General features: G+C 71.0%; 11 protein-coding genes. 6 read left to right on the top strand and 5 right to left on the bottom strand.

The features are described 5' to 3' along the window. Positions 1-33: 33 nt before the first annotated feature. Positions 34-600 carry a winged helix-turn-helix domain-containing protein gene (locus ACIRP7_RS32680; protein WP_403666589.1) on the bottom strand — a complete coding sequence of 189 codons (567 nt, stop codon included), beginning with the start codon at positions 598-600 and terminating at the stop codon, positions 34-36. 357 nt (positions 601-957) lie between these two features. Next, positions 958-1,986 carry a glutamine synthetase gene (gene glnII, locus ACIRP7_RS32675; protein WP_352383106.1) on the bottom strand — a complete coding sequence of 343 codons (1,029 nt, stop codon included), beginning with the start codon at positions 1,984-1,986 and terminating at the stop codon, positions 958-960. Positions 1,987-2,243: 257 nt separating this feature from the next. Between glnII and ACIRP7_RS32670 the strand changes: the two genes are divergently transcribed. From ACIRP7_RS32670 to ACIRP7_RS32660, 3 genes are all read left to right on the top strand, one after another. Beyond that, positions 2,244-3,518 carry a sensor histidine kinase gene (locus tag ACIRP7_RS32670; RefSeq protein WP_403666586.1) on the top strand — a complete coding sequence of 425 codons (1,275 nt, stop codon included), beginning with the start codon at positions 2,244-2,246 and terminating at the stop codon, positions 3,516-3,518. After that, positions 3,509-4,162 carry a response regulator gene (locus tag ACIRP7_RS32665; protein ID WP_403666583.1) on the top strand — a complete coding sequence of 218 codons (654 nt, stop codon included), beginning with the start codon at positions 3,509-3,511 and terminating at the stop codon, positions 4,160-4,162. Before ACIRP7_RS32670 ends, ACIRP7_RS32665 begins: the two co-directional genes overlap by 10 nt. A 183-nt stretch (positions 4,163-4,345) precedes the next feature. Further along, complete coding sequence (locus ACIRP7_RS32660) at positions 4,346-5,914, top strand: DUF1996 domain-containing protein (RefSeq protein WP_403666580.1); 1,569 nt, start codon at positions 4,346-4,348, stop codon at positions 5,912-5,914. A gap of 101 nt (positions 5,915-6,015) precedes the next feature. Here the strand turns inward: ACIRP7_RS32660 and ACIRP7_RS32655 are convergent, their stop codons facing one another. Next, the gene (locus ACIRP7_RS32655; RefSeq protein WP_403666577.1) at positions 6,016-6,450 is read right to left on the bottom strand and encodes a hypothetical protein; all 435 of its coding nucleotides are present in this window, start codon (positions 6,448-6,450) and stop codon (positions 6,016-6,018) included. 129 nt (positions 6,451-6,579) lie between these two features. On the opposite strand from ACIRP7_RS32655, the gene ACIRP7_RS32650 reads away from it, so the two are divergent. From ACIRP7_RS32650 to ACIRP7_RS32640, 3 genes are all read left to right on the top strand, one after another. Continuing rightward, positions 6,580-7,089, top strand: a complete 510-nt coding sequence (locus ACIRP7_RS32650; RefSeq protein WP_403666575.1) for a tetratricopeptide repeat protein — start codon at positions 6,580-6,582, stop codon at positions 7,087-7,089. A 129-nt stretch (positions 7,090-7,218) separates the two neighbouring features. Further along, on the top strand, positions 7,219-9,144 hold the full coding sequence (locus tag ACIRP7_RS32645; protein WP_403666572.1) for a hypothetical protein: 1,926 nt from the start codon (positions 7,219-7,221) through the stop codon (positions 9,142-9,144). A 55-nt stretch (positions 9,145-9,199) separates the two neighbouring features. After that, on the top strand, positions 9,200-9,916 hold the full coding sequence (locus ACIRP7_RS32640) for a TetR/AcrR family transcriptional regulator (protein ID WP_403666570.1): 717 nt from the start codon (positions 9,200-9,202) through the stop codon (positions 9,914-9,916). A gap of 11 nt (positions 9,917-9,927) precedes the next feature. On the opposite strand, the gene ACIRP7_RS32635 is transcribed toward ACIRP7_RS32640, so the two are convergent. Together ACIRP7_RS32635 and ACIRP7_RS32630 are read right to left on the bottom strand one after the other, a co-directional pair. After that, positions 9,928-10,281, bottom strand: a complete 354-nt coding sequence (locus ACIRP7_RS32635; protein WP_403666567.1) for a 5-carboxymethyl-2-hydroxymuconate Delta-isomerase — start codon at positions 10,279-10,281, stop codon at positions 9,928-9,930. Between the two features lie 28 nt (positions 10,282-10,309). Continuing rightward, positions 10,310-11,929 carry a SpoIIE family protein phosphatase gene (locus ACIRP7_RS32630; protein WP_403666564.1) on the bottom strand — a complete coding sequence of 540 codons (1,620 nt, stop codon included), beginning with the start codon at positions 11,927-11,929 and terminating at the stop codon, positions 10,310-10,312. Positions 11,930-11,961: the final 32 nt, after the last annotated feature.

Here is an 11,961-nt window from a genome sequence, read left to right as displayed (position 1 = left end):
GCGGGGGAACCCCGATCTGCCGTGGGCAGAGGGTCAGCCGCCGGTCGGCGGGGTGTACTTGTAGCCGACCCGCCGCACGGTCTGGATCGCTCCCCGGAAGTCCGCGCCCAGCTTGCGGCGCAGCCGGGCGATGTGGACGTCGACGGTACGGCCGTCGCCCACGTGGCCGTAGCCCCAGACCGTGGTGACCAACTGGTCACGGGTGTGCACCCGGTGGGGGTGCTGGACGAGGTGGGCGAGAAGCTCGAACTCCAGGTAGGTGAGGTCGAGTTCCCTGCCGTTCACCTCGGCGGTGCGCTGCACGGTGTCGATCCGCACGAGGGGGGCCTCGGCGCCGGCGGCAGTGTCCGTGATCGCCGGTTCCTGCGGGAAGGGCGGGTGCTGGTCGGCCGGGACGAGCACCAGGTAGCCGATCATCGGGGGCTGGCCCGGCAGGGTGGGCAGGGTGTGCTGGGGAGCGGGCAGCCAGGTGGCGCCCGGTGGGAGGAACTCCGCCACGTTCAGGACCTCGTCCGGGCCGACGGCTCGCAGCCGATGCCGTGCGCCGTTCTCGGACGGGGCGGGGAGGGTGGCGGTGGAGAGAGAACGAGTGGTCGCCATGAGGTCAGCTCTTTCGCGCGAGAGGGTCGTCGAGGGACGTACGCTTGCGCGCTGGCCGAAGGCCGGGGTACGGCTTTAGAGGGCCGGCGCGTTCATCGCGCGGCAACACACCCGGTCGAAGTCATGGTGCTGACGGGAAGGCCAGAAGGGCTCGAGGTCATGGCGACCCGTCGCGCTGCACTTCCGGTGGCTGGCCATGAGCTCATTGAAGCAGACGTCGGCCGACAACAGGAGCCTCCTCTCACTGCTCGGACAATTCCTTGGCGTGAAATTGGCGTGGCACCTGTGCGGCGCGACACGCCGAGGGGCGCCCACCGTGGCCGGTGGACGCCCCTCGGGGAACAGCGGGGGATGTCGTCAGACCTGGCCGGCCTTCTCCAGCGCGGAGCAGCAGGTGTCGACGATCAGCCGTGTCACGACGTACGGGTCGACGTTGGCGTTCGGGCGGCGGTCCTCGATGTAGCCCTTGCCGTCCTTCTCGACCTGCCACGGGATACGGACCGAGGCGCCGCGGTTGGAGACGCCGTAGGAGTACTCGTTCCACGGGGCGGTCTCGTGCAGGCCGGTCAGGCGGTCGTCGATACCGGCGCCGTAGTTCTTGACGTGGTCGAGCGGCTTGGAGCCCTCACCGAGCGACTCGGCCGCGGTGATGATCGCCTCGTAGGTCTCGCGCATCGCCTTGGTGGAGAAGTTGGTGTGCGCGCCGGCGCCGTTCCAGTCGCCCTTCACCGGCTTCGGGTCCAGGGTCGCGGCGACGCCGAAGTCCTCGGCGGTGCGGTAGAGCAGCCAGCGGGCCACCCACAGGTGGTCGGAGACCTCCAGCGGGGAGACCGGGCCGACCTGGAACTCCCATTGGCCGGGCATGACCTCGGCGTTGATGCCGGAGATGGCGAGACCGGCCTTGAGGCAGTTCTCCAGGTGGGCCTCGACGATGTCACGGCCGAAGATCTCGTCGGCGCCGACACCGCAGTAGTAGCCGCCCTGCGGGGCCGGGAAGCCGCCCTTGGGGAAGCCGAGGGGGTAGCCGTCCTTGAAGAACGTGTACTCCTGCTCGATGCCGAAGATCGGCTCCTGGGCGGCGAACTTCTCGGCGACCTCGGTGAGCGCGGCACGGGTGTTGGACTCGTGCGGCGTCATGTCGATGTTGAGGACCTCGCACAGGACGAGGATGTCGTCGCCGCCGCGGATCGGGTCGGGGCAGGAGAAGACCGGCTTGAGGACACGGTCCGAGGAGTGGCCCTCGGCCTGGTTCGTGGAGGACCCGTCGAAGCCCCAGATCCCCAGCTCGGCGCCCTTGGCGTCGTCCGAGAGGATCTTGGTCTTGGAGCGGAGCTTCGCCGTCGGCTGGGTGCCGTCGATCCAGATGTACTCAGCCTTGAAGGTCACGGGCCACTTCCTTCGGGGGATGTGTCTACGCACTGCGGGTGCTGCGGCGCTGCGGCACTGAAACGCCGCCACTTGGTGCCCGCGAGCCTGTCAACAGGCGATTTCCCGGTCATTGCTCGAATGTGAACCCCGTGTTACCTGGTGGTGCTGTGGCGAGATTCACGGTGTGAGCGCGGCAGAGGGTGTATCTGGCACCACTCCCCGGCCGGGCGGCCAGGCCCAGTGACCCGCGTCGCCCGCTCGGCGAGACTGACCGTATGACCATGCAGACGGGGAACGGCAGCTGGGGTACGAGGGTGCGGGCCATCGGGCTCGCGGCCGCACGGGGGTTCGCGCTGGCGCTGGTGACGCTGCCGGGAGCGCTGCTCGGTTTCACACTGGCCCTGGTGTCGATCGCGCTGGTGCCGGTCGGGATCGGCCTGTTCACGACCCCCTGGGTGCTCACGGGAGTACGGGCCTTCGCGGACTGGCGGCGGGTCCTGGCCGCCGAGTGGAGCGGGGTGCGGATCCCGTCGGCGTACCGGCCGGCACCGAAGGACGCCAAGCCCTGGACCCGCACCTACGGGATGCTGCTCGACCCGGCGGTCTGGCGGGACCTGCGGTGGCTGCTGGTGGACATGACGGCGGGGTTCGTGACCGCGCTGCTGCCCGCGGTGCTCGTCTTCTACCCGCTGGAGGGGCTCGCGGTCGCGGCCGGGCTGTGGCGGCCGCTCGCGGAGCTGGGCGGCGGCTACTGGTACGGCTTCGTGCGGGTCACCGACCAGGCCTCCGCGTTCGCCGCCGGCGCCCTGGGCGTCGCCCTGCTGTCCCTCGCCCCGCTCGCCCCGCGTCTGCTGACCGCCCACTTCCGGCTCACCCGGGCCGTACTCGGCGCCGGACAGCGCGAGTTGGCCGAACGCGTCCGGGTCCTGACCGAGACCCGGCGGGACGCCGTGGACACCTCCGCGGCCGAACTGCGGCGCATCGAGCGGGACCTGCACGACGGGGCGCAGGCCCGCCTGGTCGCCATGGGCATGGATCTCGGCACCATCGAGATGCTCCTCGACAAGGACCCCGCACAGGCGAAACGGCTCCTCGCACAGGCCCGCCAGTCCTCGGCGGACGCGCTCACCGAACTGCGCGACCTGGTGCGCGGCATCCATCCGCCGGTGCTGGCGGAGCGCGGACTGGGTGACGCCGTAAGGGCGTTGGCGCTGCGGCTGCCGGTCCCGACGGAGGTGACCGTGGAGCTCGAAGGCCGGCCGGACGCGCCCGTGGAGTCGGCCGCCTACTTCGCGGTCAGTGAGGTCCTCACGAACGCGGTCAAGCACTCGGGTGCCGACCGGATCTGGATCGACCTGCATCACCTGAAAGAAGGGGCGGGGATGCTGCGGATCAGCGTCACCGACAACGGCCAGGGCGGCGCGCTCATCACGGCCGGTTCGGGACTGGCCGGGGTCGAGCGGCGGCTCGGTACATTCGACGGCGTCCTGGCCGTCAGCTCACCCGCGGGCGGTCCCACCATGGTGACCATGGAGATCCCTTGCGCGTAGTCCTGGCCGAAGACCTGTTCCTGCTGCGCGACGGCCTCGTACGGCTCCTGGAGGCTCATGGCTTCGAGATCGCCGCGGCCGTCGAGAGCGGGCCCGAGCTGGCCCGCGCGCTGGCTGAGCTGGAACCGGACGTCGCCGTGGTCGACGTACGGCTGCCGCCGACGCACACCGACGAGGGCCTGCAGTGCGCGCTGAACGCCCGGCGGGACCGACCCGGGCTGCCGGTGCTCGTGCTCTCCCAGCACGTGGAGCAGCTGTACGCGCGCGAGCTGCTCGCCGACGGCACCGGCGGGGTGGGCTATCTGCTCAAGGACCGGGTGTTCGACGCGGAGCAGTTCGTGGACGCCGTACGGCGGGTCGCGGCGGGCGGGACGGCGATGGACCCGCAGGTGATCCAGCAGCTGCTGACCCGGCGGGCCGCCGACGACCAGCCGCTCGCCCGGATCACGCCCCGCGAGCGGGAGGTGCTGGAGCTGATGGCACAGGGGCGGTCGAACGCGGCGATCGCCGGCAAGCTCGTCGTCACGGAACGGGCGATCGCCAAGCACACCGCCAACATCTTCGCCAAACTGGGCCTTGAGGTGTCGGACGACGACAATCGCCGCGTTCTGGCGGTGCTCGCGTATCTGGACCGGGGCCGGTGAGCAGACCTTCATTCTCTGTAACTTCTGCTGCTCAGGGGGCTGTTGTCCCCCCAAGGCCCGGAAAACCTCTGATTTGTTTGTGGGACTGGTGAACACCCTTGGGACCCCATGCGTATGGGAGGGCGCCGCTTCACTCCTGTCGGGCGCCTCGATAGCCCCGAAAAAGGAAGTCAGAGGAGTTCCATGGGACGCAATGCACGTAAACGCCGCTCGTCGATGACCACGAAGGTCATAGCCGCGTCGGCGGCCCTAACGCTCGGTGGGGGCGGGCTGATCTGGGCGAACTTCTACGCTTCGGCGCACGAGTCGAACAACAACGGCTGGTCGCAGAACCAGACCAAGGCCGCCGCCGCTCAGGTGGCGACCATCTCGTGCCCCGATGTCGGTCAGAAGCTGACGAATGTGCCTCAGAACGCGCGTCAGGGGGTGGCCACGGAGCTGGCCAACCTGGACAAGCAGATCACCGAGGCCTACGCCAGGCTCGCCTCGACGCGACAGGCCCAGGCAGGTGACTCGGGCTTCGTCCAGAACGCCATCGTCGGTCCCCTGAAGGAGAAGCGGGCGGCCACGATCGACCGGATCCGCATCGACATCCAGCGGGTCGGGGGTCAGTTCAACACTACGCTCAGCCAGTTGGCCGCCTGCACGACGCAGAACGCGGCCCCGCAGACCAACGCCGGCGGTGGCCAGCAGCAGAACGGCGGCCAGCAGAACAACGGCGGTCAGCAGCAGAATGGCGGCCAGCAGAACGGCGGCCAGCAAAACAACGGTGGCCAGCAGAACGGCGGCCAGCAGCAGGGCAACGGCGGACAGGGCGGCAACGGCCCGGTCGCAGCCGACTTCGTGGACATCACCAAGGTCCAGGGCAATGCCCAGCTCGGGGTGGGCCAGAACGGCCTCGCGGCCAACGGCAACTCGGGTTCGCGCGGCACGTTCACCAGCAAGTGCGGCACCAACGCGAACAAGAACCACAACACCGACAACGTGATCGTCGCCCCCGGTGTCGCCAACGGCGCCCACCACCTGCACGACTACGTCGGCAACCAGAGCAACGACGCCTTCGCGAGCGACCAGGAGCTGGCGGCTGCCCAGTCCACCTGCCAGAACCAGGGCGACAAGTCCTCGTACTTCTGGCCGGTGCTGCGTCTGCAGAACGGCACGCAGGACTTCGACCAGAACGCCGACGGCGGTGGCAAGGAAGGCAACGTCGGCCAGATCCTGCAGGCCTCCCAGGCGCAGATCAAGTTCGTCGGCAACAAGAAGGGCAACGTCGTCGCGATGCCGACCGCCCTGCGCATCATCACCGGTGACGCGAAGGCCTTCGTCAACGGCAACGCCAACGCCAACGTGAACTGGTCCTGCACCGGCTTCGAGAACAAGGTGCAGCTGCACGACAAGTACCCGATCTGCCCGCAGGGCAGCCAGGTGGTGCGCACGACCAACTTCCAGAGCTGCTGGGACGGTCAGAACATCGACAGCGCCAACCACCGCACCCACGTGGCCTTCGCCGCGGCGGACGGCTCCTGCGCCAACGGCTTCAAGGCGATCCCGCAGCTCCAGGTCCGGCTCGTCTACAACGTCCCGGCCCCGAAGCTGCAGAACGGCACGGTCGTCAACCCCTACGCGGTGGACACCTTCCCGGAGAACCTGCACAAGCCGATCACCGACCACAACGACTTCATCAACTTCTTCTCGCAGAACACGATGAACCAGATGGTCAACTGCATCAACACCGGCAAGAAGTGCCAGTGACGCACTGAGAAAGCCGGCGGTGAGAATCTCTCACCGCCGGCTTTCGCGTGTCCGGGTCCTCAGTGCGCCGTGTTCAGTGCGCCGTGTTCAGTGCGCCGTACTCAGTGCGCCGAGTGCGTGGCGCCCATCTTCGAGTGGTCCGTGCCCTCCTCGATGTCCCCGCCGAGCGTCTTGCGCAGCCCCGTCACCGTCTTGGTGGTGTCCCCGACGGCAACCCACTTGCGGCCGACCAGGAAGTGACCGCCGTAGTCCTTGGCCCCGTTGATCCACTCGCGCTGGCCGCGGTCGGTGGCGAAGGTGGCGAGGATGAACTTGCCCTCCGCGTCCTTGGACTTCTTGCACACCGCCTGGCGCAGTTCGTCGGCGTCGATCTGGATGTTGGGCGTGCACTTCACCTCGGCGGCCAGGTGCTCCAGGCTGCCGGTGGCCGCCGGCGGTACCGCGGCGGCCGTCGCGTCACCGCCGGATCCGCAGCCCGCCAGCGCCAGCACCGCGGCCGCGCCGGTCAGCGCGAGCATCGGTCGGGTCAACCTCATCTGTTCCTCCGGTCACGGGGTCACGTCGGACGGGCCCCGGCGGGGGTCCGTCTCCTCCCATACGGCTGTGGGGCGCGGGACGCTCAAATCCTGGTGCCATCAGGGGTACGGCTGTGCGAAAGTGTGCCGGTGAACGACGACTGGGAGAAGCGGGTCGACGCCGCCTGGGCGACCTTCGACGAGTATCCGCAGGAGCGGGCAGCCGAGTTCCGGGCCCTGATCGGCGCGCTCGTGGCCGAGCTGCCGGACGGCAGTGCGCTCGGTCTCTTCGAGCGGGCCTGCGCCTGGGACTCCACGGGGCACTCCGACAAGGCGGCCCCGCTGTACCGGGAGGCACTCGCGAAGGGGCTCAGCGAGGAGAGCGGCTACAAGGGCCGCCGCGCCAAGATCCAGCTGTCCAGTTCGCTCAGGAACATCGGGCAGGCGGCGGAGGGCGTCAAGCTGCTCACCCCCGAACTGGACGCCCCCTCAGACGAGTTGGACGACGCCGTCCGCGCCACGCTCGCCCTGTGCCTGTCCAGCCTCGGCCGCGACCGCGAGGGGCTCTCACTGGCCCTGGGCGCGCTCGCCCCCCATCTGCCGCGCTACCAGCGGTCGATGGCCAACTACGCGCGCGCCCTGGTCGACCCGGCCGACTGAATTCGCCCGAGCGGCGATGATCGCTCCGTGTCCCGCCGGTCACCGGGACCGGACGCCCCCGCTCCCGCACCACCCCGCGGGACGCGACGGCGGCGGTGACCAACCGCCGATTCGCTCGTTCTGCTGAACGTGCAGTCACAGGATGTCGCCCCGCGCCCCGCACCCGCTTCCGGCTCCACCGCCGACCCCGTCGTCGATGTGGCGCAGGCCGAGGCCGCGCTCGTCGAGCACTACCCCCGGCTGGTCCGGCTCGCCTATCTGGTGCTGCCGCCGGGCCTGGGCCGGGGCCGCCGGGTCCTGACCGCGCACGCCCTCACCCAGCGTGCCCTGCCGCGGGGCCGGAAGGCGATGCCGGTGATCCCGGCCCAGTCGGCCGGCCGCGAGGGCGACTGCGGCTACGCCTTCGTCCGCCTCCAGGTGGTGCGCAGTGCACTGGAGGCGGGCCTGCCGCTCAGGCGCAGGGCGTGGCCCAAGCGCTCCCAGCTCCCGAAGCTGCTCCCCCAGGTGTGGGGGCTCAGGCTCTTCCCGCGCTCCGGCGGGGCCGACGAACTCGCCCTGGACCAGCGCCTGTCGGCCATGTCAGGGCCGGCCCGTGCCGCCTGTGTGCTGCGCGGCCTGGAGAAGCTCCCCGACGGCGACGTACGCGAGCTGCTGACGGCGGCGGGCGTGGCCGACGTGGACGCGGCGCTCGACGAGGCCGCCGGTACCGAGGGCGCGTACGCCCTCCTCGACTCCCCCGAGTTCGACCCCTGTTCGCTCCAGGCCCGCCCCACCGACCTGATGCGGCGCAGGCAGCACATGAAGGCCGCGCTCGCCGCCGCCGCGGCCGCCGCCGTGTGCGGGGCGCTGCTCGGCATGCCCGGCGACGGCTGGGGTCCCGACGGCGCCGCCGCGCCCCCCTACGCGCGAAACCCCGCCGCCCAGGCCGCCCTGGACCCGGCGCTGCTGCTCAAGGTCCGGGCCGCCGCGTGGGAGTCCTCGGCGCGCACCGACTTCTCCGTGTGGCCCGCGCGCGGCGACCTCACCGGCGACAAGGCCCTGCTGCGCCGCGCCCTCGCCGTCTGGGCCCGCCCCGGCGAGAGCGTCCAGGTCTCCGCGACCCCCGGCACCCCGTCGGGCGGCCCCGCCGGCCCGCCGCAGCTCCTGTACGCCGGGACCGTCGACAACGCGCGCGTGGTCCTCCTCTACGACGGTCTGCGCATCGTCCGCTACGCCGAGCCGCGCGACGGCACCCAGGGCGCCGCCCTCGACTTCGCCCGGGTCGACGGCGCGGAGCGGGCCGGGGCGAGCGCGGTCGTGCTGGGCCGGGCCGACGGCAACATCCGCTATCTGACGGCCCCTTGGGTGACGAGGGCCGCCGAGCGGGACCTGCTGAAGCCGAGCGCCGGTGCCATGGACCTCACGCTGACCGGCGGCACCACCGCGCCGATGGCGGGACCCGCGCAGAGCGGCGCCTGCACCTCCTGGAACGTACTCCAGCTGACGGACGCCTCCGGCACCCGGTTGCTGACCGACCTCGGCGAGCTGGTCCCGGCCCGTCTCACCACCGGCCGCCCCGGGGCCGTGAAGGACGCGTCGGGAGCGGGGGCGCTGCGCGCCTGGGCGCCGTACGCCTGCTCGCTGGGTGCGATGCGCTCCTCGGGCGTGCGCGCGGTGAACGCCTGGGCGTACGCGTCGCAGCCGCTGCCCGAGGCGGGCGGTTCGGCCGACTGGGTGTGCACCCGGGCCGAGACCTGGCAGGGCGGCGGGGAGCGGGTGCTGGCCCAGTTCCACACGCCGGGCTCGACGTACGGGGCGGTCGCGGCGAAAGCCGAGAACGTTCCGGCGTGCGGCGCGAAGGACCCGCAGGTGCTGGCCGGGGTGCTGTGGAAGTCGGGGACCGGCTCCTGGTACCTGCTGGCGGCGGGAAGCCCGGGGACGTTGTCGATCAGCGCGACGGGCGGGGTGCAGGGGTCCGCCCCGGGCAATCTGCTGGCCGTCAAGGCGAATCAGGGAGCTCGGGCCGAGCTGAAGGGGACCCTGGACGACGGGCGGGCGGTCAGCGGGCTCCGCTGACACCACCGACCGGATCGGCCCGTTCCAGGCCGGATTCGATCGGTAAGGTGTTCGTATGACAACCGGGGTCCGTCGAAGAATGGGAGTCGAGGAACGGCGTCAGCAGTTGATCGGCGTCGCCCTCGAACTGTTCGCCCGCCGCTCGCCCGATGAGGTCTCCATCGACGAGATAGCGTCGGCGGCGGGTATCTCCCGGCCACTGGTCTACCACTACTTTCCCGGCAAACTCAGCCTGTACGAGGCCGCGTTGAAGCGGGCGGCACAGGATCTGGCGAGCCGGTTCGAGGAACCGCACACAGGGTCGCTGGGCGGCCGGCTGCTGCGGGTGATGCGCCGCTTCTTCGACTTCGTGGACGAACACGGGCCAGGTTTCTCGGCGTTGATGCGGGGCGGGCCCGCTGTGTCCGTGGGCGGAGCCCACTCAATGAGCCACGTCTCGGCGACGAACGCGCTCATCGACTCCGTACGGCAGGTCGCCTACGAGCAGATCCTGTCGCATCTGCGGGTGACGGACCCGCCGGCACGCCTGGAACTGCTCATCCGCTCCTGGATCTCGCTCGTCGAGTCGACGGCCCTGATCTGGCTGGACGGCCGCCGCATCCCGCGCGCCGAACTGGAGCGGCAGCTCGTCCACGACTTCGCCGCGCTGGCCGCGGTGAGCGCGGCCTACGACGAGGAGATGACCGCGCTGCTGCGCCACATGCTCAAGGACGAGCCGAACGACGGCCCCTTCACCGACCTCGCCGCCCGGCTGATCACGCTGGCCTCCTAGGCCCTGTCGGCCTAGATCACGGCCTTGGTGTAGGAGGCGTCCAGGTCGCGCACCTCGGCGGAGAGGTGCACGGTGAGGCCCTCGGCGGGGCCGACGTGCTTGCGCAGCAGTTCCACGACGGCCTCGGTGAGCTTCGCCTTGGTCTCCTCGGACCGTCCTGCGAGCAGGGCGAGCGTGACGTTCACGATCGCGTGGTTCCTGATCTCGCCGCCGACCGCCTCGTCCTCGGTACGCAGCACCCGGGTCTTGCACGCCTCGAGCTTCGCGGCCGCCGTCTCGACGACGACCGGGTGCAGCGCCAGGGCGAACTCCTCCCAGTCGACATGGTCGAGATACGGGGAGTGTTCGACGGTGATCTGCGGCATGAGGACTCCTGTTCTACGACGGCACAGGTCACCCTAGCCGCAGCGCCAGCATGGCGATGTCGTCCTCCCGGTCGTGGCCGAAGGTGTCCAGGAGGGTGTCGCACAGGGCGTCCAGTCCTGGCAGCGCGCCCGAGGAGGCCGCGCGGAGCTGTTCCAGGGAGGTCGAGAGGTCGGTGCCCCGGGTCTCGATGAGGCCGTCGGTGACCATGAGGAGCCGGTCGGTGGGTTCGAGGAACAGCTCGGTGGCCGGCGGATGGGGCAGTCCGACCCCGAGCAGCGGGCCGGCCGCCTCGGCGTAGTCGGCGGTGCCGTTGTCGCGGACGATCAGCGGCGGGATGTGACCGGCGTTGGCGATCCGGGTGCGCCCGGTGTGCGGGTCGATCAGGGCCAGGCAGACGGTGGCCGTGGTGTCGGGGTGGTAGCGCCGCAGCGTCCGGTCGAGGCGCTCGGCGAGTACGGCCGGATCGCTCTCGTCGACGGCGTAGGCGCGCAGCGCGTGCCGGAGTTCGACCATGACGGTCGCCGCGTCCAGCGAGTGCCCGACGACATCGCCGACCGCGGTCAGCACGCCCTCGTCCACGCGGAGCGCGGCGTAGAAGTCGCCGCCGATCTCGGTCTGCCGGGAGGCGGGGACGTAGCGGACCACGACGTCGATGCCCGGCAGCTCGGGCAGCCGGTGCGGCTGGGGCAGGAAGCTGTGCTGGAGGGTGAGGGCGACATGCCGCTCGACCTTGTACATGAGCAGCGGCTCGGCGGCCAGCGCGGTGGCCTGGGCCAGCTGGGCCAGCAGGGCCTCGCCCTCCAGTCCCACCCTGCGCATCCCGCGCGCGGGCGCGGCCAGGCACACCGGGGCCCGGCCGTCCTGGGTGACGACGAGCGCGAGGCGGGCGTCCTGCTCGACACCGGGCCGGAAGAACCCGCTGGGCCACAGCGGCGCGGGCACGGTGGTCAGCTGTACTCCGGCCTGCCCGCGGGTGAGCCGGCGCAGCAGTCGGGCGACGGCCTGGTCGGCGGCCTCGTCGGGCAACGCGACGGGGATGCGGTCGCGGGACAGACCGCGGTAGAGCTGGTCGTCCTGGTCGAGGACGAAGACCGCGGCCGGGGTGCCGGTGAGCCGCGCGACACCCTCGGCGGCCGCGTCTGACAGTTCCTGCAGGGTGCGTGCCGACTGGATGGTGACGATCGTCTCGGAGAGCAGGGTGAGCCGTCGTACGAGCGCCTGGTCACCGGCCCGCAGTTGCGCGTTGCGTACGGCGGCCCGGACCACCGCCTCGATCTCCAGGGGCTCGGCGGGCACCCGCAGATAGGCCTCGACGCCCGCGTCCAGGCCCTGGCAGAAGTCGGCCGGGGGCGAGGCCGCGGCGGAGAAGTGCACGACGGGCATCCCGGCCGTGTGCGGGCGCTCCTTGAACAGTCGGCACAGGTCGAAGCCGCTCATGTCGGGCAGCCCGACGTCGACGAGCGCCACGTCCGGCAGGGTGCCCTTGAGCAGCCGTGCGTCGAGTTCGGCGAGGGCCTCGCCGCCGGTGGCGACCGGTACGACCCGGTGCCCGGCGCGGCTCAGCACGGTGCCCACGGCGTACCGGCTGGCCTCCACGTCGTCCACGACCAGCACGGTCGTGCCTGTCAGCTTGCTTTTTGCGTCCATCTGTCACCCCTCGGGCAACACCGGTGGAGCAG

Source organism: Streptomyces sp. NPDC102270 (assembly GCF_044766405.1).
In the GTDB taxonomy this organism is placed as follows: Bacteria; Actinomycetota; Actinomycetes; order Streptomycetales; family Streptomycetaceae; genus Streptomyces.
This window is presented reverse-complemented; position numbering and strand designations above follow the sequence as displayed.